At 59.1% G+C, this 22,336-nt stretch carries 20 protein-coding genes; 12 read left to right on the plus strand and 8 right to left on the minus strand.

Annotation, left to right across the window (positions count from 1 at the left end):
- The first annotated feature begins 90 nt into the window (after positions 1-90).
- Both dcuS and FVV99_RS07065 read left to right on the plus strand, forming a co-directional pair.
- On the plus strand, positions 91-1,707 hold the full coding sequence (gene dcuS / locus FVV99_RS07060; RefSeq protein ID WP_201745047.1) for a DcuS/MalK family sensor histidine kinase: 1,617 nt from the start codon (positions 91-93) through the stop codon (positions 1,705-1,707).
- A gap of 3 nt (positions 1,708-1,710) precedes the next feature.
- A complete protein-coding gene (locus FVV99_RS07065) occupies positions 1,711-2,427 on the plus strand; it encodes a response regulator (RefSeq protein WP_148253363.1) in 717 nt (238 codons plus the stop codon).
- Here FVV99_RS07065 and mnmC read toward each other — a convergent pair whose 3' ends face one another.
- Both mnmC and FVV99_RS07075 read right to left on the minus strand, forming a co-directional pair.
- Positions 2,428-4,443: a bifunctional tRNA (5-methylaminomethyl-2-thiouridine)(34)-methyltransferase MnmD/FAD-dependent 5-carboxymethylaminomethyl-2-thiouridine(34) oxidoreductase MnmC gene (mnmC, locus tag FVV99_RS07070; RefSeq protein ID WP_148253364.1), complete on the minus strand. Its 2,016-nt coding sequence runs from the start codon at positions 4,441-4,443 to the stop codon at positions 2,428-2,430. It abuts the gene before it with no gap.
- A gap of 153 nt (positions 4,444-4,596) precedes the next feature.
- A complete protein-coding gene (locus tag FVV99_RS07075) occupies positions 4,597-4,896 on the minus strand; it encodes a YciI family protein (RefSeq protein ID WP_148253365.1) in 300 nt (99 codons plus the stop codon).
- A gap of 128 nt (positions 4,897-5,024) precedes the next feature.
- On the opposite strand from FVV99_RS07075, the gene FVV99_RS07080 reads away from it, so the two are divergent.
- Positions 5,025-5,933, plus strand: coding sequence for a PHP domain-containing protein (locus FVV99_RS07080; protein ID WP_148253366.1), 909 nt, complete (start codon positions 5,025-5,027; stop codon positions 5,931-5,933).
- Between the two features lie 109 nt (positions 5,934-6,042).
- Complete coding sequence (locus tag FVV99_RS07085) at positions 6,043-6,666, plus strand: L-threonylcarbamoyladenylate synthase (protein ID WP_148253367.1); 624 nt, start codon at positions 6,043-6,045, stop codon at positions 6,664-6,666.
- Positions 6,667-6,692: 26 nt separating this feature from the next.
- Here the strand turns inward: FVV99_RS07085 and FVV99_RS07090 are convergent, their stop codons facing one another.
- Both FVV99_RS07090 and FVV99_RS07095 read right to left on the minus strand, forming a co-directional pair.
- Positions 6,693-7,577 (minus strand): ion transporter, encoded by an 885-nt coding sequence (locus FVV99_RS07090; RefSeq protein WP_407921336.1) that lies wholly within the window; start codon positions 7,575-7,577, stop codon positions 6,693-6,695.
- A 32-nt stretch (positions 7,578-7,609) separates the two neighbouring features.
- A complete protein-coding gene (locus FVV99_RS07095) occupies positions 7,610-8,488 on the minus strand; it encodes a CYTH domain-containing protein (RefSeq protein ID WP_148253368.1) in 879 nt (292 codons plus the stop codon).
- Between the two features lie 115 nt (positions 8,489-8,603).
- Between FVV99_RS07095 and FVV99_RS07100 the strand changes: the two genes are divergently transcribed.
- The 8 genes from FVV99_RS07100 (at position 8,604) to glrR (ending at position 18,132) form a co-directional block, all read left to right on the plus strand.
- Complete coding sequence (locus FVV99_RS07100; protein WP_148253369.1) at positions 8,604-9,284, plus strand: TIGR00153 family protein; 681 nt, start codon at positions 8,604-8,606, stop codon at positions 9,282-9,284.
- A 79-nt stretch (positions 9,285-9,363) separates the two neighbouring features.
- Positions 9,364-10,629 (plus strand): inorganic phosphate transporter, encoded by a 1,266-nt coding sequence (locus tag FVV99_RS07105; protein WP_148253370.1) that lies wholly within the window; start codon positions 9,364-9,366, stop codon positions 10,627-10,629.
- Between the two features lie 98 nt (positions 10,630-10,727).
- Positions 10,728-11,606 (plus strand): hypothetical protein, encoded by an 879-nt coding sequence (locus FVV99_RS07115; protein WP_201745048.1) that lies wholly within the window; start codon positions 10,728-10,730, stop codon positions 11,604-11,606.
- 5 nt (positions 11,607-11,611) lie between these two features.
- On the plus strand, positions 11,612-12,268 hold the full coding sequence (locus tag FVV99_RS07120) for a Fe2+-dependent dioxygenase (RefSeq protein WP_148253373.1): 657 nt from the start codon (positions 11,612-11,614) through the stop codon (positions 12,266-12,268).
- A 176-nt stretch (positions 12,269-12,444) separates the two neighbouring features.
- The gene (argA, locus tag FVV99_RS07125; protein WP_148253374.1) at positions 12,445-13,758 is read left to right on the plus strand and encodes an amino-acid N-acetyltransferase; all 1,314 of its coding nucleotides are present in this window, start codon (positions 12,445-12,447) and stop codon (positions 13,756-13,758) included.
- A 920-nt stretch (positions 13,759-14,678) separates the two neighbouring features.
- On the plus strand, positions 14,679-16,187 hold the full coding sequence (locus FVV99_RS07130; RefSeq protein WP_148253375.1) for a sensor histidine kinase: 1,509 nt from the start codon (positions 14,679-14,681) through the stop codon (positions 16,185-16,187).
- A 3-nt stretch (positions 16,188-16,190) separates the two neighbouring features.
- On the plus strand, positions 16,191-16,730 hold the full coding sequence (locus FVV99_RS07135) for a hypothetical protein (protein WP_148253376.1): 540 nt from the start codon (positions 16,191-16,193) through the stop codon (positions 16,728-16,730).
- 16 nt (positions 16,731-16,746) lie between these two features.
- Complete coding sequence (gene glrR / locus FVV99_RS07140; RefSeq protein ID WP_148253377.1) at positions 16,747-18,132, plus strand: two-component system response regulator GlrR; 1,386 nt, start codon at positions 16,747-16,749, stop codon at positions 18,130-18,132.
- Here the strand turns inward: glrR and xseA are convergent.
- The 4 genes from xseA to FVV99_RS07160 all read right to left on the minus strand — a co-directional run bounded on the left by xseA (position 18,127) and on the right by FVV99_RS07160 (position 22,303).
- On the minus strand, positions 18,127-19,467 hold the full coding sequence (gene xseA / locus FVV99_RS07145) for an exodeoxyribonuclease VII large subunit (protein ID WP_148253728.1): 1,341 nt from the start codon (positions 19,465-19,467) through the stop codon (positions 18,127-18,129). The two genes, glrR and xseA, sit on opposite strands and share 6 nt — an antisense overlap.
- Positions 19,468-19,584: 117 nt before the next feature.
- Positions 19,585-20,844, minus strand: a complete 1,260-nt coding sequence (locus FVV99_RS07150) for a TRAP transporter large permease (protein ID WP_148253378.1) — start codon at positions 20,842-20,844, stop codon at positions 19,585-19,587.
- On the minus strand, positions 20,844-21,299 hold the full coding sequence (locus FVV99_RS07155; RefSeq protein ID WP_148253379.1) for a TRAP transporter small permease: 456 nt from the start codon (positions 21,297-21,299) through the stop codon (positions 20,844-20,846). The genes FVV99_RS07150 and FVV99_RS07155 overlap by 1 nt, the downstream gene beginning before the upstream one ends.
- Positions 21,300-21,316: 17 nt before the next feature.
- Entirely contained in the window at positions 21,317-22,303 is a 987-nt protein-coding gene (locus tag FVV99_RS07160) for a TRAP transporter substrate-binding protein (RefSeq protein WP_148253380.1), read from the minus strand.
- Between the last annotated feature and the right edge of the window lie 33 nt (positions 22,304-22,336).

Here is a 22,336-nt window from a genome sequence, read left to right on the forward strand (position 1 = left end):
ACGTCAGAGCAGGCTGGACTAGCCAATACCACCTTGGTCTAAAAACTGATGAAATAGGGGCGTCGAGCACAGGATGATCGGAACACCCGGGTGAAGCGTTTGCGACCACGACTGAATATTCTGATTTCACTACTGGCGGCACTCATGGTGGTGCTGTCGCTGGGCGTGGCCTTGTGGTTATTCACGGTCCAGTTGAGAGAGACAGCGGAGCAGGATCAGGCGACGCGCGTCACCGATCTGGCACGCAGCCTGGCGGAACGTGACAGTGTGCGTCGAGCATTACAGGCGAATGCAGCGAGGTCCGATAGCGCACTGCAAGCCGATGTCGATGGACTTCGTCGTGCACTGGATGTCGATTTCATGGTGGTGATGGACAAGCAGGGTATCCGCCTGACGCATCCCAATCCCAAGCGCATTGGGGAACCGTTCGTTGGGGGCGATGAAAGCGCTGCACTGGCTGGAGACCATTATGCCTCACGATCGCAAGGCACTCTGGGAACGAGTATCCGTGGGTTTGCCCCGGTATATGACGACAATGGCGAAACCATTGGTGCCGTGGCGGTCGGGGTGACGCTCGATTCTCTGACATCGCTGATAGCGGATAACCGCCAGCGTGTCGTCCTGGGGGTCCTGGCCTTGATGGCTTTGGGCATTGTCGCGGCCTCATTACTGGCTAGCTTCATCAAGCGTGTACTGCTGGGGCTGGAACCCGACCAGATCGCACGTTTGGTCCGGGAGCATCGCGCCTTGCTGGAGTCGGTGCATGAAGGGATTCTGGCCATCGATGCACACCAGCGCCTGACCCTGGTCAATCCGGCGGCGCAACGGCTGTTGGTGCAAGCCGGTATTGCTATTCCCGTGCCCGGTCATCACGTCGAAGAGTGTCTGCCGGGTACCGGACTCGTCGATGTATTGATCAGTGGTCGTCAGATTCTGGATCGGGAAGTCACGTTCAACGGGCGTGTCGTGATCGCCAACCGTGTTCCCATTCTGGAAGGAGGGCATGTCGTCGGCGCTCTGGCCACGTTGCGTGAGCAGAGCGAAGTTCAGCGACTGGCCGAGGAACTGACGGGCGTCCGCCGTTATGCGGAAGCACTCCGGGCTGCCAGTCACGAATTCAAGAATCGCTTGCACGTGATTCTGGGGCTGGTTCAACGCCGTGATCTGACGTCGCTGCGTCAGTATCTGGGAGAACTCAGCGATCAGCATCGCCTCGACGATGAAGGTATCGCGACGCGCCTGCGTGATCCGGTGCTGGCCGGCTTTCTGTTGGGCAAGCGTAGCGAAGCCAGCGAGCGAGGAATCCTGTGCGAGGTGGATATCGAGACGCCGTTGCCGCCACCTGTCGATACCGATTTGACGCATACTCTGGTCACTGTCATCGGCAACTTGTTGGAGAATGCCTTCGAAGCGCTCGACGACCAACAGCGTCGCCGAGTGCGGCTAACGCTGTCGCTCGACGAATCGGTGCTGTCGCTCCAGGTCGAGGATACCGGCAAGGGCATTGCCACTGCGGAGCAGGAGCGCATTCTGGAGCGAGATGTTTCCAGCAAAGGCGAGGGCCGGGGACTCGGGCTGGCGCTGGTGCAAGACCGACTCGATGCCCGGGAGGGGCGATTGTCACTCTACTCGGCGCCAGGCCGAGGCACCCTGGTGGAGGTCGAGTTGCCTTATGTGTCTTCAACTCATACAGACCGGGGGGACTAAGCGATGCGAGTCATGATCGTCGAAGATGATCCCATGGTCATGCGGCTCAACATCGATTATCTACAGCGTATACCGGGGATGACCGTCGTGGCGTGTTGTCAGAATGTTCCCCACGCTCAGGAAGTCCTGGAGCGGGAAACGGTCGATCTGATTCTGCTGGATATCTATCTGCGTGACCGCAGCGGCCTAGAGATCATGTCGTGGTTGCGTAAACGCGGCCGTGACGAAGATGTCATTCTGATCACCGCTGCCGACGAGATGGATACCGTGCGGTCGGCTCGGCGCTTGGGAGTCAGCGATTATCTGGTCAAACCATTCACCTTCGAGCGATTCCAGGAGGCCGTTCAGGTCTGTGCACAGTCACGAACGGCACTGGCGGCATTACCCGAACGGGTGGCGCAGCGCGATATCGATTCTCTCTTCAAGCCGCCGCGAAGATCGATGTCATTGCGCCATGACGGGTTGCCCAAAGGTCTCACCCCCTTGACCCTGGCTCAGGTAGCGGATGCGGTGTTGTCGCAGGGTGAAACGCATTTCGCGACCGATGCCCTGCATGGTGCAACCGGTATGTCCCGGGTATCGTTACGTAAGTACCTCAAATACCTGGTTGAACAAGGCATGCTCGAGGAGTCCTTCCATTATGGGCAAGTCGGACGCCCATCGTTCAGCTATCGTTGCCGTGATCGCCAGGCGCTGGCGGCGTTGACGCGTCACGAGTAATCAATCATGCCCCCGTATGATGTCTCGAATCAGGCGCCTGCCGGGATTCAAGTGATCGTTGAGTGAACTCTCCAGGGGCATGGGTTCGTCACATAGTCGCGATGCAATCACCTCGGCGCACAGCGGGGCACTTGCGAGTCCTCGCGAGCCATGGGCGGCCGTCACCCAGAGGCCTTCATGATACCGACCGCTAACCGGCGGAACCCGCGTTGCATCCTTGGCCAGTGTCGCGTAGGCCTGGCGCCAGGTGTCCGCTTCCGGTACCGGGCCGGCATAGGGCGACTTGTCGGGGCTGGCAGCACGAATGGCGCAGCGCGCCGTTAGTCGGTCAGGTGACAGCAGCGCACCGGCTCCGTGCAACTCGGCGACATAAGCGGGCAGGGTACGTTCCAGCTCGGTCAGATTGGCTTCGTGGTCGGCGGGCCGTGGTCGTGCATCCGCGTCATTGGGTGTGAAAGTGGCACCGAAAGTCAGTCGGCCATCAAAGGCGGGTGGTACATAACCGCCTGCACATACGACCCGACGGAGCTCGGTCATGCCTGATGGCAAGGGTAACGAGGATATCTGGCCGCGTATCGGCTGGCAGGGCAGCCACGAGAGGTCGCGAAAGGTATTCGCCTGCCAGGCGGTGGCGACGATCACATGCTCGGCCGACAGTGCAGCGCCATCCGTCAATGACACTCGCCAGCCCTCGTGAGTCCTCACCAGGTCATCGACGTCTCCTTGTCGCCACGTCACGCCGGGCATGGCCGCCAGATGATGGCACAAGGCATCCGGTCGTACCCAACCCGCCTGCGGATAATCGAGCCCGCCATGGGTCAGCGGCGTTCCGGCCAGTTCGCTCGCTGTCGAGGCATCGACGGGCCTTACGATCTCCGCCGGCAGAGGATGATTGGCAAGGAATCGCTGTTGGCGACGCCGCTCACGGTCGGACGTGGCCAGTTGCAGGACGCCACAGTCCTGCCATAGCGTCCGGTCGGGATCGAGTTCGGCCAGCCAGCGTTGGCTATATATCAGGCCGGCGAGATAGATGTGGCTCTGCAGGTTGGTATCGGCAGCCAGTTTGATGTAGAGCGCGCCCTGGCGGTTGCCCGACGCGCCTGCCCCCGGCGCGTGCCTATCCAGCAGTGTCACTTCGATGCCGCGGCGAGCCAGGGCGTGGCTGACTGTGGTGCCGGCCAGCCCCGCACCGATGACCACGACATGATGAGGTGGCTTGGCTTGAGGAGGACGGTACCAGGGGGTCGCGTCTCGCGTCGTGTCGTCGCGCGGTGCATCGATGACACCGGCGAGCATCTCGCGCTTGCGACCGTAGCCAACCCGTTTGTGCCAGTCGAAGCCTGCTGCCTTGAGACCGCGCTTGACCACGCCGGCACAAGTGAAGGTTGCGAAGGTGGCGCCCGCCCGGCTCTTGCGTGCCATGAGCTCGAATAGAGGTGCCTGCCACATGTCGGGATTCCTGGCAGGAGCGAAACCGTCCAGGAACCATGCATCGGCACGACCGTCGAGTTGGGCCAGGCGTGTCACACTGTCCCCAAAATGCAGGTCCAGGATGACTCGGTCGTCGAGCCAAAGTCGGTGCACACCAGCGACGGGATCGGGCCATTGATCGGTCAGTCGCTTGGCTTTCGCGGCGATATCGGGCCAGGCTGTGAGTGCGCGAGCCAGATCCTCTCGTCGCAATGGGTAACGCTCTGTGGATACGAGATGGAGGCGCGCCCTGGCGGGGGCATGCCGCTCGAAACAGGTCCAGGCACACAGCATGTTGAGTCCGGTCCCGAACCCGGTTTCGGCGATGGTGAAGGGGCGTGATCGTGTCCAGGCCGCAAAGCGTTGCGGGAGATCATTGCCATGCAAGAAGACGTGTTCGGCTTCGGCACGACCATCGTGACGGGAAAAGTAGACGTCATCGAAGACGGTCGAGTGGGGCGCCTCCTGCTCCGTATCGTCCCGGCGCCAAGCGAGAGTCGCGGTGTCCAGGGCGGCCAGCGGGGGGAGGGCATAAGGATTCGACATGGCCTGATGTTGATCAATATTTGAACGATGAAAGAGAAGCGGCGCTAATTCTCGGACCGGTGAATGCGTCCGCCGTGTTTCAACAGAGTTTTCCACAGTCACTGTGAAGAAAGCGCTTGTGGAAAACTCCGTGTTGGCATGCTGTCGTCGCGTTCAGGGAAGCACTTTCTTGAAGGGTTTCACCGTCACCTTCGAGTAGACACCCGCGATTACGAACGGATCGGCATCGGCCCATGATTGGGCAGATTCGAGGTCATCGAACTCGGCGACTACCAGGCTGCCGCTGAAGCCGGCATCGCCAGGCGTTTCGGCATCGATGGCGGGGTGTGGGCCGGCGAGTATCAGGCGTCCTTCGTCTCGCAGTTTTTCGAGACGCGCCAAATGGTCGGGTCGTGCCGCCATGCGCCTGTCAAGGCTATCTGCCACATCTTCGCTGATGATTGCGTAAAGCATTGCTGAATTTCCTCGTTCAGGTAGAGCACACCGGGACATGCGTCCCCACTGAAGACATTGACCCCAATCAGTGGGGCGCGCACCATAACGAACCTATTCTGACAAAGACGCCTGTCGGCGTCATGCCAATGACCGTTTCTCACGCTCTGACCGATTCATTGGTCGACGCCCAGGGCATCGACCTGCATATGCATTCCACCGCGTCCGATGGTGCCTTGTCACCGGCGGAGCTCGTAGCGCTCTGTCACCAGCGTGGACTGACCCATATTGCGTTGACCGACCACGATACCATGGCGGGGGTCGAGGCCGCCGAGGCAGCGGCCAGCTCGTTGGGTCTTCAGGTCATGCCCGCAACGGAACTATCCTGCCAGTGGCGGGGCGTCAATATTCACGTCGTCGGTCTGTTGCCCGAGGGCGCGCAGGGTGACCTGGTCGAAGGTCTCCGCCGTCAGTCCGAGGCACGGCGTGCACGGGCGCAGGAGATTGCCCGCCGTCTCGAAGGGGTGGGGTTGTCGAATGCGCTGGAACGGGCGCAACAACAGGCGGGGGGCGAGCGGCCGCTGGGCCGCCCCGATTTCGCTCGCGCCCTGGTGGATGCCGGATTGGTACCGGACATGGCTAGTGCCTTCAAGAAGCACCTCGGCGCCGGTAAACGGGGAGACGTCAAAATGCATTGGCCCTACCTCTCCGAGGTGGTGGAATGGATTCGCAGTGCCTCGGGCGTGGCGGTCCTGGCGCATCCTTTGCGTTATGGCCTGACGCGACGCAAGCGGGGACAACTGCTGGATGATTTTCTGGCAGCGGGAGGGGAAGCCGCCGAGTTGGTCAACGGATTCCAGAATCCGGATGTGACTCGGGATCTTGCCCGGCAGCTCGACGCACGCGCCATGTTGGGCTCCTTGGGAAGCGACTTCCATTTTTCCGGTGGGCCCATAGCGCCCGGAACCATGAGCCCGTTGCCACGTACGGCATTGGCACCGGTCTGGTCGCACCCGACATTGAGCCAGTACGCCGGGGCCGGTGCGAGAAGGACGTGATGCCTCATGGCGATGATCATGTCGCCAGTCACTCTTACTACATGGCCGAGGCCACCAGTTCTCTCTTATGCTGGTAAGAGCCATGTTCCGATGGACGCAAGGAGAGACCATGAGCCAATTCTTCCAGATGCATCCCGAAACGCCACAGAAGCGGCTGATTGATCAGGCCACGGCCATCATCCGTAACGGTGGAGTCATTGCTTATCCGACCGATTCCGGCTATGCCCTGGGGTGCCACCTGGGTGACAAGAAGGCCATCGAGAGAATCAAGTGGCTGCGTTCGCTGGACGACAAGCATAATTTCACTCTCGTATGCTCGGATCTGTCCCAGATCGGCACTTATGCCAAGGTCGACAATGATGTCTTCCGCCTGCTCAAGACGTATACGCCCGGTCCATATACCTTCATTCTCAATGCCACGACCGAGGTGCCGCGCCTGTTGTTGCACCCCAAGCGTCGTTCGATCGGCGTGCGCGTCCCCGATCACCGTATTGCGAAAGCGCTGCTGGAGGCACTGGGTGAGCCGCTGATGAGCGTGACCCTGATCCCGATCGGTGAAGAACTGCCGATGACCGACCCCGAGGAGATTCGGGAGCGTTACGGCGCGCATCTGGATCTAGTGATCGATGGAGGAGCTTGTCATCTCGACCCCACCAGTGTCATCGATCTGCGGGAGCTACCGCCGACTATCGTGCGTCAGGGCCGAGGTAACGTGACCCCGTTTCAACTGTGATGGTTCCCAAGCCAGTGCGATGCGCCCTATGTCTCCTCGGCATCGGACGCATCGTCTTCCCGGGTACGCGGATCCGGAGTGTCTTCATCCAGCCAGGTACCGCAACGCAGGCAGTAGCGCGCCTTGTGCTCATGTCGGTCGTAGCCACAACCGGGGCAGGCTTCGTCGGAGTAGCGGTCGGCGCGGATCGAGCGAATCACCTCGGCCGAAAAGACGCCGGTCGGCACCGCGATGATCGAATAGCCGAGCAGCATCACCGCCATCGAGATGAACTGTCCCAGCGGAGTCACCGGTGTGATGTCACCATAGCCGACGGTGGTTAGGGTCACGATACCCCAGTAAACGGCGCGGGGAATGCTGGTGAAACCGGCGTCATCGGGTTCGATCAGGTAAACCAGCGAACCGAAAATGGTGACCAGCATGAATACCGTGAACAGGAACAGCAGAATCTGATGCGAGCTGCGCTTGAGCGCTTCGACCAGCAGCCGTCCCTCACCGACGAACTGCATCAGCCGCAAGACACGGAAGATGCGCAGCACACGCAGGATACGCACCATCACCAGCGACTGGGCACCAGGGACCACCAGCAGTAGCCAGGTCGGCAATATGGCCAGAATATCGACGATGCCGTAAAAGCTCTTCAGATAGAGCCAGGGCCGCTCCAGGCAGTACACACGCACCGCCAGCTCGATGGTGAACACGATGGTGAATCCCCACTCGGCCCAGTAAAAGACCGGGCCATACGCTGCGTGCCAGACGGGCACGCTATCGAGCATGACCACGGCGACACTGGCGAGTATCAACACCATCAACACGATATCGAAGCCCTTCGCCATTGGCGTGTCGGATTCGAATATCACTTGGAAGACCCGCGTACGCAGGCCTTCACCAGCAGGTTTCAGATGCGGCAACACGCATGGGCTCCTTAGTGAAGTCGACGCCGTCAGCGTTGGATGTCATATATTGCCCGTGACAATGCCAGGGCCGTCTGTCCCGACTCTCGGGTTAACCACGGCGTTTTCTTCAGTGCCTCCGCGAGCGACGCCGATAGTCGGCGAATCGTGGCCGTCATAGCGTCATCGTCACGTTCCGCGAGCCGGCTCAGTATCGCTTGGGCCTGCGTTTGAAAGCCAGTCTGGCCACTGTCCGTTGCGGCGTCCAGCGCCGCAATCGCGCAGGAAAATTGGCCGGCAGGATGATCGGGGCAGGGCGGCAGCGTCCAGTCGTTGGTCAGCAGTGAAGTCCCTCGTGCTGCCTTGCTGGTCGAGGCCGGTCTCAGTGTCACCGCGTGAACCAAGTGGTCTGCACTAGACCACAGACTGTCAGGGTGACCTTCCTTGAGTTCCAGTTCGATTTCATGGATCGGCAAGCGGCGTCCCGCTGCCCGGATTTCGCCGTTGTCCCAGGCCAGCTCGATGCGCCCCTTCTCGTCCTCGAGTAGCCAGGTCGTACGTTCGAAATCGGTCGTGAAGCGTGGTTCGAGGGCCTCGAGCACATCGGTGCCGAAGGTCTGGAAGGGTGGTAGTGACGCCAGGTTGTCGAGATCCAGGGTCTCGCCTTCGATCGGCCACTCCCACTCGCCTCGTACCGTGAGTCCGGTATTGGCATCGCCAGCGGTTTTCAGGGTCTGTACGTACCCCGTGGGTGTTCGACGTATCCGCAGGGCAACTTTTGCCGCCTGCAAGGCTCCCTGTGGTGTGTCGAAGTAAGTATTGCCTAGTCGCTTGCGTTCACTGTCGATGCCTTGCAACCAGACCACATCAGTCGGTGAAGCAGCAGCCCGAGGGGGGAGCGCGAGTTTCAGTTCGACTTCCTGACTCATGGCGATGGTATCCAGTCGGTAAAATTTTCGTGAATCTTATATGAATTTTTCATGACGATGACGTCGTCAATCACTATACTGACGCCGCCATTCCTCAAGCGTATGACAGAACGTTATGGTAACTTCCAATCCCTTTTCGGCGATGTTCGGCCGTTCGCCATTCCAGCCATTGCTGGCACACATCGTCAAGACGAGCGAATGTGCCGATGAGCTGGTGCCATTCTTCAAGGCCACGCTCGACGGCGACTGGGAACAGGCCTCACGTCATCGTGAAGCGATTACTCGTCTCGAACATGAGGCCGATGAACTCAAGACCGATTTGCGCCTCAACCTTCCCAACACGATGTTCCTTCCGGTCTCTCGGTCGGATCTGCTCGATCTGATCAGCGTACAGGACAAGATCGCCAACAAGGCACGCGATATCACCGGCATCATGCTGGGACGTTGCATGCAGGTACCCGAGCCATTGGCAACGCCGATGAGTGAGTACCTCCAGACGGCGGTTGCATCCGTGTCACAAGCCCGCAAGGCGCTGGAAGAGTTGCAGGATTTGCTGGAATCCGGGTTCGGACGCAATGTGTCCGACGTCATGCAGAATCTGATCCGCGAGTTGCACCTGCTCGAGCATCAAGCCGATGACCAGCAAATCACGATACGCCGGAAACTCTTTGAACTGGAGAACGAACTTCCGCCGGTGGAAGTGATTTTCCTCTACAAGATCATCGATTGGATCGGGGAATTATCCGATCGCGCTGAACGTGTGGGCAGCCGCTTGCAAATTCTGACCGCTCGTTGATCTGACACCCGCCGTCCCGGCGGGCGTCTCGTTTCTGGGTGCTTCATTCCTGACCGACAACCTCATAGGAACCGTCCCTATGTCGATCATTGCGCAACACGGCGATATTTTCCTCATCCTGGCATGTGCCTTCGGCTTCTTCATGGCCTGGGGCGTGGGAGCCAACGATGTGGCCAATGCCATGGGCACCTCGGTGGGCTCCAGGGCAATCACTATCAAGCAGGCGATCATCATCGCCGTGATCTTCGAGTTCCTCGGCGCCTGGCTGGCGGGTGGTGAGGTTACCGATACCGTTCGCAAGGGTATCATCGATCCCGCATTACTTGAGGATGATCCTCAATTGCTGATCTACGGAATGCTGGCGTCACTCCTGGCGGCAGCGATCTGGTTACTGATCGCGTCCAACCGTGGCTGGCCGGTATCGACCACGCATTCCATCGTCGGCGCGATCGTCGGTTTCGGTGCCGTAGGCCTGGGAATGGAAGCCGTTGGTTGGGGCAAGGTTGGCCAGATCGCTGCGAGCTGGGTGGTATCGCCGCTGATGTCCGGCTCGATCGCGTTCATGTTATTCAAGACGGTCCAGCACCTGATCTTCGAGAACGACGATCCCTTTGCCGCTGCCAAGCGCTATGTCCCTTGCTACATCTTCCTGGTTGGTTTCGTGGTGGCCATGGTCACCTTCACCAAAGGGCTCAAGCATGTCGGGCTGGATATCGGCTTTGGTGCGAGCTTTCTGATCTCCATCTTGATGGGCCTGGCAATCATGGCTTTGGGCATCGTGCGGGAACGGCGGCTCGAGTACAAGCAAGCAGAGCAGGATACGTTCGGTTTCGGCGGGGTCGAACGCGTCTTCGGCGTCTTGATGCTGTTTACGGCCTGTGCCATGGCGTTCGCCCATGGCTCCAACGACGTAGCCAATGCGGTCGGGCCGTTGGCGGCAGTCATCAGCGTGGTCGAGAGCGAGGGTGCCGTCGACACGGCAGCGCTAGTGCCCTGGTGGGTTCTGATACTGGGCGGCGGCGGCATCGTGGTCGGTCTGGTGACCTACGGTCATAAAGTCATCGCCACCGTCGGCACCGGCATTACCGAGCTCACACCAAGCCGCGGTTTTGCCGCCACTTTGGCAGCCGCAACCACGGTGGTGCTCGCGTCGGGAACCGGTTTACCGATCTCCACGACCCATACACTGGTCGGTGCCGTACTGGGGGTCGGGCTGGCGCGGGGTATGGCAGCACTTAACCTACGCGTCATCGGCACCATCGTGATGTCATGGTTGATCACCCTGCCGGCCGGAGCGGCTCTGGCGATACTGTTCTTTTTCATGCTCAAGGGGATGTTCGGCTGATTCGCGCTACGTAAATGATTATCAACTTGTTGGATCATGCGCGTCGTGATACTTTTTCAAATGAGAGTGTGTTTCATTGTCATTGGGAGAGATGAGTCATGACGGATCCAAACAGGAAACCCCGGCGTATCGTGAATGCACGTCGCGTGCTGGCCGTAGGCACACTGGCTGCCACTGCTCTGGGTAACGTAGCCCAAGCTGATTCCGACACGGCACCACTGGGTGGCAATGCGTCCGATAGCTTGCTCCTGGCGTCCGCTGAAGGTGAGGGCGAAGGTGCCGGTGCAAGCGGTGGAGAAGGCGAGGGTGAAGGAGAAGGAGAAGGAGAAGGCGGTGGGGCCAGTCTGGCGCCGGAAGTTTCCCTGATGCGGGATCTTGGCTTCATGACCGGCCATCTGCGAGCCGGTATGGCGCTGTATGAAGCCGGTGATCTGGAAGCCGCCAAGACTCACATGGGCCACCCCATCGAGGAAAAATACGATGCAGTGGCTGAACCCCTGCAGGAACGTGGTTTTGGTGGATTGAAAGACCGCCTTCTGGAGCTGAGTGCCGCCGCCGAAGAAGAAGCTGACGTCGCTGAGGTTCGCCGTCTGTTCGATGAAGTCATCGCGGGCGTCAATGAGGTACGAGCCGACTCCTCCGGCACGGCACGCGATCAGTTGATGGGCCTGGCAGCGCTGACTCGTGTTGCGGCACAGGAGTACGATGTCGCGATTGCGGATGATGGCTCGATCGACAACCTCCATGAATATCAGGACAGCTGGGGTTTCCTGCGCACTGTTGAAGAGCAAGCAGGCAAGTGGGCTGATAGCGATGATGCCGCTGCCGGGGAAGCCGCCGGGAAGATCCTGGAACAGATCGACGCCGTCAAGGAGGCCTACGGCGACCTGCAAGGCAATGATATCACCAGACCGGATCCCAGCCTGTTGTTCGGCGCTGCGGCACGTATGGAACTTGCTGTCATTGCTATGGACTGACTCGCATGATGATCATCGGGAATGTGCTGGACCCGTATGAAGTGGCGGCCTTGCGAGAGGCCGCTGATACCTTGACGTATGACGATGGTCGAAAGACCGCAGGGCGCTATGCCCGCGACGTGAAACATAATACCCAGGCGGGGGCCGCGCCTGAACGTGATGCCATCCTGACCAAGGTCAAGACGGCATTGAATCATCATGATGTCTTTCGGAGTGCGGCCCGACCGCGCCATTTCGCACGTCTGTTGCTGTCACGCTATGGTCCCGGCATGGAGTATGGATCCCATGTCGACGATCCCATCATGCAAGGCAGCCGTACCGATCTGTCCTTCACCCTCTTTCTGTCGGAACTCGATGCCTATGACGGTGGAGGGCTAGTGATCGAGGATGCCATCGAAGAGCGTGTCCTGCGTCTGGCGCCTGGTGATTTAGTACTGTATCCCACCAGCGCCTTGCACCGGGTGGAACCCGTCACTCGGGGCGAGCGCCTGGCTGTCGTCGGCTGGGTCACCAGTTGGGTCCGCGACGCTGCCAAACGCGATATCCTGTACGATCTTGATGAAGCCACTCGAGCCGTTTTCGAGGCGCAAGGGAAAACGCCTGCATTCGACCGACTCCTGAAGGCCAAGAGCAACCTCTATCGGATGTGGGCAGACGGGTAGAGACGGTAAGTGTCGAACCATGAGTACGACACGGCGCTGTTTGAGCTACCAGCAGGCAGTGACAAGTCGGCGCTGCTGATTCATTGATCCGCCGCCGCCTGCCGGTAGTGCCGCGACCAAGGCTCCTTTGCTACACTCGTCGTTTCCGATTCACTCGTCGTGCCGGAGTCAGGCTCTTGAATACCGCGTTACCCTTCGTTGATTGGTTCCGCCATTCATCGCCCTACATCAATGCTCACCGTGGGCGAACGTTCGTCATTCTCATCGAAGGCGAGGGGATGGCCTGTGATCATGGTGAGCAATTGGTGCAGGATCTGGCATTGCTGCATACCCTGGGGGTGCGGCTGGTCGTGGTCTTCGGCATCCGCCCTCAGGTACAGTCTGCGCTGGTTGACGCGAATATCGAACCGTCTCGCCACGAAGGACGTTGGATCGCTGATCATGAAGTCATGTCGCGGGTCGAGCGGGTCGCTGCCGAACAGCGCTTATGGCTGGAAGCCCGGTTGTCGTTAGGGCTGCCCAACACGCCGCTGCATGGCATTGAACTCACGGCCGTATCGGGCAATCTGGTCATGGCCAAGCCACTGGGCGTACGCGATGGCATCGATTTCGACCATAGCGGTGAAGTGCGTCGGGTGCGGGCCGTAGCGATAGAAGGCCTGCTGGATCAGGGAGTCATGCCGGTACTGCCTCCCTTGGGATATTCCAGCACCGGTGAAGTCTTTGATCTGGATGCGGCAGAAGTCGCCCAGCAAGTCGCAGTCGCGCTCAAGGCCGATAAGCTGATTTTGCTTGGCGATGCCGAAGGCCTCCACGACGATCAAGGTCGGTTGCTGCGCCAGATGAGCCCGGCGGAGGCCGAGCCGCAGCGTCGTCAGGCGGCGATCGGCAGTGAACTGGCTCGTCATCTGTCGGCTGCCTGCGCAGCCGCCAGACATGGGGTGGCACGCACTCACCTGGTGTCGTGGCGTGACCGCGACGCCCTACTCGGTGAGCTGTTCACTCGCGACGGCGTCGGCACCATGATCACTCAGCATCGCTATGAGCAGTTGCGACCTGCCGAGCTCGGCGATATTGCCGGTCTGCTGGAACTCCTTGAACCGCTCGAAACGCGGGGGATGCTGGTGGCTCGTTCACGCGAGCGGCTCGAACACGAGATCGACGACTACGTCGTCATCGAGCGTGACGGAATGATCGTTGGTTGTGCCGCATTGCATGCGTTTCCCGACGATGCGATGGGAGAGCTGGCATGTGTCGCAGTCCATGATGATTACCGGGGTGGCAAGCGGGGCGAGATGTTGTTGGCCGAGATCGAACGACGCGCCCGGCGCTACCGACTGACGAAACTGTTCGTGCTGACCACTCATACCAGCCACTGGTTTGTCGAACATGGCTTTCAGCAAGCGGATATTGCCGACCTACCTCCCCTCAAACGGGATACCTACAATCAGGCGCGCAAGTCGAAAATCTTGCTCAAGTCTCTGACCTGACCCATCTTTCAGCACCTTCTTGCATACCGATGACGACTACCGGACGGCCTCTGAACCATGGCGTCCGTTATCGTATGCGTTGGTGCTGGCCTACACCTCGAAACTAACTGTCTCCAATTAGAGACGATTTAACTTTCTGATTTATAAGCAAATAGCAGATGGAAGCAAAATGGTGTTGCCATGTGGCGACATTATGGGCGGGTAACGTCCCAGTAATCTCAGATTGTCTCGGACTATGGCGGTAATAATGCCAATGTCATGTTTTTTAACTATATGATTTAAATGGATTTATAGTTTATTGGCACAGTGATCGCTACATGTAGGGCGAGCAACAGGGAAACGGTTCATTACGGCTCGAATCGTTTCTCGGTCGACATCGAAAGGGCAGGTTAACACCACCCTGTGCGTCCTACCCAATCGATTCGACCAGCGTCTGCTCCACGCGATGTGTGACTTAGGTTGCGATGAGACAGGTACCGCCGACTGGCAAGGATGTGTACCGGTTGGGCAAGGATGCCCTGGCAAGGATGCCTCTCCCCTTCGGGGGATCGAATTTCAGTGACGACGCCACGGCGGCGTCACTAAACCGAAGAAGCCGGATGGTACGCCGTCCGTGCACAGTAGAGAGCACCTGGTGAGCTATGACTCTACTGTGCGGCTTCGGGGCCTCGGGCCCATGAGGGGATGTTGGTGAAGTCTTTCGACCAGGCGAAGGCAGCACGATATTCTCTTACCCTTCAGTTCCCTGCGTACCTTGGGCCGGCCTTGCCGGCCCTCTTTTTTTGCGCAGCTGTCTACCATCGTGCCTGAGCCATGACGATCGGTGAATGAACTAGCACCACGGTCCGGGAAAGAGTCTGTTATCCTGAGTGAATCAATCCATGACTTCGCATATTCACCTTCTACATAGAACGATTGTCATGACCACCCAGGTTTCTCGCCGCTGGCGACCTCGTTCACTCTGGCAATTGGTACTGCTTGCCTTTATCGCGGTCATGCTGCCGCTGGGCATTCTCATGTTTCAGGCCAGCCAGGCACTGTCGGAACTTACACGGCTGGCGGACGTGAGTGCGCGCCAGGCGGTGGAAGAGACGCGTCGTGCGCGTACGTTATCGACATTGGCACTGGAGTTGGAACGTAGTGCCAGGCAGTACGCCGTTGTCGAACAGGAAGGATTGCTCGACATTTTTTCCGATCGGTTGGATGAGTTCAGTGAACTTCTCGACCAGCAGCGCCGCCTACTGCCTGACAACCCCAACATTGCCGCGCTCGACCGCCAGGTCGAGGAGCTCAAGCAGTTGCCTGAACTGCCTATTGAAGAGTTTCGTGAGGCATTACCGCAATTCTCGACCTTCGCTCAGCACACCGACGCCGTACGTGTGGCTACCAACTCCCAGATAGACAACCGTATCGACTCGATTCGTGATCGCGCCAGTACCGTTCAGACGCGGGTCTGGTTGCAGACAGGTGCATTGGTGTCGGCCAGTCTGTCGCTCATGCTGCTGTTCTCATGGTTGATCAATCGACCGGTGCGTCAGATCGAGCGCCGTATCCTGAGTCTGGGCAGCGTAGGAACCAAACCCGATCCCGTGCCGATCCAGGGACCCGCGGAGTTGGTCAGCCTGGGCGATCGACTGGACTGGCTGTCATCTCGGCTATCCGAGCTCGAGGCGCAGAAGCAGCAGTTTCTCAGGCACATGTCGCATGAGCTCAAGACACCACTCGCTAGCGTTCGTGAGGGGACGGCGTTGCTCGATGACGGTGTGGCCGGTGAATTGACGCCTCGCCAGCGCGAAATCGTTGACCTGATCGACCGCAGCAGTCAGGAGTTGCAGAACCTGATCGAGGAGTTGCTCGATTACAACCTGTTGCAACATCACAAGAGCTCACCGGGTGGCCAACGTTTCGACCTGGCAACCGTCGTCAAGGAGCTGCTGGCCAAGCATCAATTGGCTCTGGAGCATAAAGGCATGCAGGTGATCTGGTTCGATGCACCACTGGAATGGCAAGCCGATCGTGCGGCGACGGGACGCATTCTCGATAATTTGTTGTCAAATGCCATTGCTTACGGCGAGGATGGCGGTTATCTGGAAATTCGGGCCCAGTACCGGGGGCATTCCCTGGTCGTGGAGGTGGCCAATAGTGGCGATGCAATCGCTGATGCCGATCGTCCACGACTCTTTGAAGCTTTTTACCAAGGGCGCGTCAAACGCAAGGGGCCGCTGAAAGGCTCCGGTATCGGATTGTCGGTGGCCGCCGACTGCGCTGCTTCTCAGCAAGGGAGTCTGGAACTGGTCGATGACGACCGTATGCCGGTGTGCTTCCGGCTGACGCTGCCCTGGTTGCCTGCCGAATCGCAATCCGTGGGAGCCGATACGAGGCCGTCCTTGACGGTAGATTCACAAAGCGTCGACGCAAGGAACCAATGAATCATGCAATATCGCGTGTTACTGATCGCGTTAGCGGCCGTATCGCTGACGGGATGTGAAGGGTTTCCCCTCAACCTGGAAGAGACGAAACCCGAACAAGAGATGGTCGTTCCCGCCCATTGCGATGGCGAGATTCCTACTCTGGACGATAACGACTGTCTGGTGGATTCCTGGATCGATTTCGGCCTGGCGTCCCAGCGTTCCGATAGTGAATGGCGTGAAGAGAAGCTAGGCCAACTGGACGAAGATGAACCGAGCGATCGCCTGGCTCGTGCCATGGTACTCGCTTGGGGCAGCGAACAGCAGTGGGATGCTGCGTCCGAGTTGCTCAAGTCGGATCTGCATGCGGCACCGAGCGACCTTCAGCCCCTGCTACGTTACTGGCTCAATGAACTGGAAGGTCGACGTAGCCTCAATGAACAACTGGCGACCAGCGAAGCGAGCCGCAATCAGTTGGCGAATGAAAACGACGAGTTGGTAGAGAAACTCGATGCCCTGACGGCCATCGAGCGTAGTATTAACCTCAGGCAACAGATGCCATGACGCAACCGGGAGAGCGATCGTGAAGCAAGCGGCCCATATTCTTCTGGTGGATGATGATACCAGCCTGCTGACCCTGCTGGGCATGCGACTGGAAAGCAGCGGCTTTCGTGTAACCACGGCGGAGAGTGGACGCCAGGCGCTCGACAGCCTGGCGCAGAGTCGGCCGGACGTGGTGTTGTCCGATCTGCGCATGGACGAAATGGATGGCATGGCGCTATTTCAGGAACTGCAGCGGCGTGCACCGGGGTTGCCAGTGATCATTCTCACCGCACATGGTTCGATTCCCGATGCCGTGAGCGCGACGCGCCAGGGAGTCTTCAGTTTCCTGACCAAACCGGTAGATCGGGACGAGCTGTTTTCGGCCATCGACGAGGCCTTGGCCCAGACCCCCACTCCCGGCACCGATGCGGACAGCGCCTGGCGGGAAGCCATCATTACCCGCAGCCCCCACATGGAGCGCGTGCTTGAACAGGCCCGCATGGTAGCGGGGTCGGATGTCAGCGTCTTGATCACCGGTCCGTCGGGTTCCGGCAAGGAGCTGTTGGCCAATGCGATCCACCAGGCCAGTGGCCGTGCCGACAAGCCGTTCGTTGCCATTAATTGTGGCGCATTGCCGGAGCAATTGCTGGAGAGCGAACTGTTCGGTCACGCCAAGGGGGCGTTCACTGGTGCCGTCAATCAGCATCAGGGGCTCTTTCAGGCCGCCGAAGGCGGTAGCCTGTTCCTCGATGAGATTGGGGACATGCCGCTGTCGCTCCAGGTCAAACTGCTGCGTGCGATTCAGGAGCGCCAGGTCCGACCGTTGGGCTCGACCACCTCGATACCGATCGACGTGCGCATCATCTCGGCGACGCATCGCGATCTGGACCGTGCCATGAGCGAAGGCGATTTTCGCGAGGACCTCTATTACCGACTCAATGTGGTCAACTTGAAACTGCCGCCGCTGAAAGAGCGGGCAGAGGATGTACCATTGCTGGCCAAGCATCTGGTCGCTCAGGCGGCGGCACGCCATAAACCGTTCGTCAAAGGGTTCTCGCCGGAAGCGCTCAATCTGCTGGCGTCCAGTGCCTGGCCGGGTAACGTCAGGCAACTGGTCAATGTGGTGGAGCAGTGCGTGGCGCTGACCAGTGCCCCGATCATTCCGGAAGCGCTGGTATCGCAGGCCCTGGTTGCCGAAGAGAATGCGCTGCCGTCGTTCAATGAGGCGCGAGCCAGTTTCGAGCGCAGTTACCTGATCAAGGTGCTCAAGATCACCGAAGGCAACGTCACACAGGCAGCACGGATTGCCGGACGTAATCGTACCGATTTCTACAAGCTTCTGTCGCGTCACGAACTCGAGCCTGGCAGTTTCAAGCCCGGTGGCGATGCGCCGATGGGCAAGGCGCATCATATATCCTCATGACGTCGTGAACCGCTGCTTCACCTCCACCTCGAGCCGGCCATCGCCGAGTCGAGCACTCAAGCCTTGTCCCGGTTGGGTATCCTCGGCCCGGCGGATCACATGGCCCTGCTGATCCTGCAGTATCGAGTAGCCACGCCCCAATACCGCCAACGGACTGACTGCCTGCAGCTCTCGAGACAGTGACGAAAGCCGCGTCTGACAGGTGTCCAGCCGTCTCGGCATGGCCCAGTGCAGACGTGATTCCGCTTGCGCCAAGCGTTGCCTGGCAAACTGCACTTGCTGTTGTGGGTCGAAGACATAGAGACGCTGGCGGGCATGTCGCTCGCGTTGCCGCTCGACGTTCAGTTGTGAGGTCATGGCCCGTTTCAGTCGTAGCGAGAGCTGTGCCAGATGGTGCTGTTGTTGGGCCAGGCGTTCGCCGGGATGACGCAATCTGGTTCGTAGATGGTCGAGCCGCTGGGCGGTCTGGTTAAGCCGCCCTTGTTGAGCCCGGGTCAGCCTCGACAGCATGGTATCCAGGCGCTGTCGCAGGTCTCGTGCGTCGGGCACCAGTTGTTCCGCAGCGGCGGATGGGGTCGGCGCACGACAATCGGCAGCGAAGTCGGCCAGTGTCACGTCCGTTTCATGACCCACGGCCGACATCACCGGCAGTCGGGAGTGAAAAATGGCCCGTGCCAGATGTTCGTCATTGAAGGCCCAGAGGTCCTCCAGGCTACCGCCGCCACGTGTGATCAACAGAGCATCGCGTTCGGGCGTGAATCGCCCATCGCGATTGAGTATCGCCAAAGCCCGAATCATCGCCGGCGCTGCGTCCTGCCCCTGAACCGGCACCGGCAGAACACTCACCCGGCTGATGGGCCAACGCGCGGATAACACAGCCATGACATCGCGAATGGCTGCACCGGTCGACGAGGTCATTACGACCAGGTGGCGTGGCGGGTAGGGCAGCGGCCTGGCATTGGCAAACACGCCTTCGGCCTGCAATTTCTGTTTCAACTGCTCGAAGGCGGCCAGCAGGTCGCCCGCACCGGCCGGCTGCACCGCTTCCACGATCAACTGGTAATCGCCACGCGGCTCGAATACCGACACCTTGCCGCGTAGCCGAACACGATCGCCGTCCCGTAGCGGTGTAGCGGCAAAGCGAGCCCGATTACGAAACAGGGCGCAACGCAACTGGGCCCGCTCATCCTTGAGGGTGAAGTAGACGTGCCCCGACGCCGGTCGCGCGACGCCCGACAACTCACCTTCCACCCATATCTCGCCGAAATCGCGCTCCAGCAGCAGGCGCGCACGGCGGTTGAGTTCACTGACGGTGAGGGTGGTGTCGTTGGCCATGGCTATCGCTGTACCTTGGGCAGTGTCGCATGAGTCTAACATGTCGATACCACTGCCCTGCCAATGAACGGCGCCCTTCCTGAAGGAAAGGGCGCTAGTCATGAAGGAGTGCTCCGTTTATCGGAACCACAACGCGGTCATCGGCGTGAATGTCACGAATAGCAGGACGGCGAACATGGCAAGGAGGAACCATTTGCAGTATCCCATGACCTGTTCGATCTTGAGGCCTGTGGTTGAACAAACGGTAAGTAACACGCTGGCTACCGGAGGTGTCTGCTGACCGATGCCCAGGTTGAGGCAAACGATCACGCCGAAGTGCACTGGATCGATGCCGAGTTCGATCGCCATGGGCAGCAGCAGCGGCACTACTACGATGATCGCTGCGCTGGCATGCAGGAACATGCCCAGCAACAGCACGAAGACATTGATGATCAACAGGTTGAGTACGTAACTGTCGGTAATGCCTCCCAGGGCACTGGCAATTTGCTGGGGCAACTGCTCATTGGCCAAGTACTGACCCAGGATGGCCGAGCCGGCCACGATCATCATCACGACGGCGGTCTGGCGGGCTGTTGTCACCATGAGTTGCCAGATGATCCGATAATCCAGGTCGCGTGTAATGAACAGACCGAACAGCAAGGCGATCATTACCCCGATTCCTGCCGCTTCGGTCGGGGTATAGATACCGGCAATCAAACCTCCGACCACGATGACCGGAATCGCCAAGGGGATCAGGGCACGCTTGAATGCGGTGCCAACTGCCTTGACTTCGAAGTTGCCCTCGCGCGGGTGGTTCTCGCGTCGGGCGAACAGCCAGGATGTCAACATGAACGCTGCTGCCAGCAACAGACCCGGAACGATTCCCGCGATGAAAAGGTCGCGAATGGAGGTATTAGTCGTCACTCCGTACAGCACCATGGGAATCGAGGGGGGAATGATAATCCCGAGAGTGGCGGATACCGCCGTAATCGAGGCGGCAAAGGGTTTCGGGTAGCCGCGCCGTTCCATCTGTGGCACGAAGATTTTCGACATCACGGCGGCATCGGCGACAGCGGAACCACTCATCTCAGCCATGAACATCGAGGTGACGACATTGATGTGGCTCAGGCCTCCACGGAGCCAGCCCACCAGCGATGCAGCCAGGTCAATCAAGCGTTGGGCGATACTGGTGGCGCTCATCAATTCTCCCATCAGAATGAACAATGGGATCGCCAATAGCACCAACGAGTTGGTCCCCGAGTAGATCTGCACTGGGATCATCAAGAGATTGATATCCGCGATCCACATGGAAAGAGCAGCGGTTACCATCAGGGCAAAACCGACTGGAACACCCAGCAGGATGATGCCGAATAGCATTGCAACAACACCCCAGGCCATCAGGAATTCCTCCAGCGTTGAACAAGGCGAACGCTTAATGCCACGACCATCAGGGCACTGGCGAGCGGTAGTACGCTCATGAATACGCCTTGTGGGATGGGTAGTGTTTCGATGGAGCGGCCACCAACACGCTCGATCATCTGCCAGGACGTGATGCCGAGAAGAACGAAGAAACCGATGACTGCCATGTCGCCAAACACTTTGATGACCCGTTTTAGTAACGGTGGAAAGGACTCAAGCAACATGTCGAAAGCAATGTGACCTTGTTCCCTGGTAGCTAGATAGGCACCCAGGAAAGCGATCCAGACCAGCAGGAACCCCGGTACTTCATCGGCCCATACCAGACCGGATCCGAGCACATAGCGATAAAAGACATTCAAGCAGACGGCAATGGCGGTGAGGGCCACCAGGGCCCCCACCACGATTTCGATCAAACGATCCAGATATCTCAGCATCGTTGCGGCTCCAGGTATTACTCGACGTCAGCGGACTGGCGGACGATCTCCAGCCAGTCACTTCCGTGGTGGTTCACATAGTCGTCGTAGACGGACTGTACTTGTTCCCGGAACGCTGCCAGGTCAACGTCGTTGATCTCCAGTGCGCTCCGCATCGCTTCGAGATTGGACTGTTCGATCTCGGCAGCCTGACTATAGGCATCGTCACGCATGTCATTGGCGACTTCGGCAAAGACCGTCTGTTGTTCATCGTTCAATGAATTCCAGAAACCGGGAGAAACCAACAGGAATGAAGGCGTGTAGACATGACGAGTCAGCGACAGGAAGTCCTGCACTTCATACATTTTTTGGCCATAGAACCCGTAGGTTGCGGCTTCGGCTCCATCCACCACGCCGGTCTGCATGGCGGTAAAGGTTTCTCCCCACGCGACCTTGGCCGGTGCCGCGCCCAGTGAGGCAAAGATCTGCTGGCGGAAGTCGCCGCCGGAGATGCGTATCTTCATGCCCTCCAGGTCGGCAGGTTCCTCGATGGGATGACTGGAATTGATGATGTGCCGGAACCCGTTTTCATAGATGCCCAGCACCTTGGCGCTCATGCTGCCTTCGATCGTATCGACCAACGCATCTTCGAGACCGTTAGCCATTGCCCGTTGTACATGCTCGCGGTCTTCGAACAGCCATGGCAGGTCGAAGAACCCCAGTTTGTCATCGACCTTCATGACGCCTGAGGCGACATTGACCATCTCGATCGTATCGAGCTGAAGGTTGTCGATGAGTGCAGACTCCTTGCCCAACTGACCGTTAGGATACAATTCAAAGTCGAACTCACCGGGTAGTCGTTCCTCGACTCTCTCGGCGAACATTTCCGCTTGTTTGGCCAGCGGAGATTGCGCCGAGACATGTGTGGCAATGCGGACTTCTTGAGCGGCATCGGCATGCGCGCCGAGTGCAAACAAACTGATTCCGGCAAGTCCGGTCAGCAGGAAGGTCTTGTTGTTGCTCATGACGTTGCTCCTTGAAAGGTTGTCATTGGGCTG

The organism is Aidingimonas lacisalsi, from assembly GCF_008079445.1.
Taxonomy (GTDB): Bacteria; Pseudomonadota; Gammaproteobacteria; order Pseudomonadales; family Halomonadaceae; genus Aidingimonas; species Aidingimonas lacisalsi.

Bases quoted from the DNA above. Each gene is read 5' to 3' on its own strand.
- mnmC (WP_148253364.1), bottom strand. From the start codon at position 4,443: ATGTCGAATCCTTATGCCCTCCCCCCGCTGGCCGCCCTGGACACCGCG.
- FVV99_RS07085 (WP_148253367.1), top strand. From the start codon at position 6,043: ATGAGCCAATTCTTCCAGATGCATCCCGAAACGCCACAGAAGCGGCTG.
- FVV99_RS07100 (WP_148253369.1), top strand. From the start codon at position 8,604: ATGGTAACTTCCAATCCCTTTTCGGCGATGTTCGGCCGTTCGCCATTC.
- FVV99_RS07160 (WP_148253380.1), bottom strand. From the start codon at position 22,303: ATGAGCAACAACAAGACCTTCCTGCTGACCGGACTTGCCGGAATCAGT.
- FVV99_RS07135 (WP_148253376.1), top strand. From the start codon at position 16,191: ATGCAATATCGCGTGTTACTGATCGCGTTAGCGGCCGTATCGCTGACG.
- FVV99_RS07120 (WP_148253373.1), top strand. From the start codon at position 11,612: ATGATGATCATCGGGAATGTGCTGGACCCGTATGAAGTGGCGGCCTTG.
- FVV99_RS07065 (WP_148253363.1), top strand. From the start codon at position 1,711: ATGCGAGTCATGATCGTCGAAGATGATCCCATGGTCATGCGGCTCAAC.
- FVV99_RS07150 (WP_148253378.1), bottom strand. From the start codon at position 20,844: ATGGCCTGGGGTGTTGTTGCAATGCTATTCGGCATCATCCTGCTGGGT.
- FVV99_RS07105 (WP_148253370.1), top strand. From the start codon at position 9,364: ATGTCGATCATTGCGCAACACGGCGATATTTTCCTCATCCTGGCATGT.
- FVV99_RS07080 (WP_148253366.1), top strand. From the start codon at position 5,025: ATGACCGTTTCTCACGCTCTGACCGATTCATTGGTCGACGCCCAGGGC.
- FVV99_RS07115 (WP_201745048.1), top strand. From the start codon at position 10,728: ATGACGGATCCAAACAGGAAACCCCGGCGTATCGTGAATGCACGTCGC.
- xseA (WP_148253728.1), bottom strand. From the start codon at position 19,467: ATGGCCAACGACACCACCCTCACCGTCAGTGAACTCAACCGCCGTGCG.
- FVV99_RS07155 (WP_148253379.1), bottom strand. From the start codon at position 21,299: ATGCTGAGATATCTGGATCGTTTGATCGAAATCGTGGTGGGGGCCCTG.
- FVV99_RS07095 (WP_148253368.1), bottom strand. From the start codon at position 8,488: ATGAGTCAGGAAGTCGAACTGAAACTCGCGCTCCCCCCTCGGGCTGCT.
- FVV99_RS07075 (WP_148253365.1), bottom strand. From the start codon at position 4,896: ATGCTTTACGCAATCATCAGCGAAGATGTGGCAGATAGCCTTGACAGG.
- FVV99_RS07130 (WP_148253375.1), top strand. From the start codon at position 14,679: ATGACCACCCAGGTTTCTCGCCGCTGGCGACCTCGTTCACTCTGGCAA.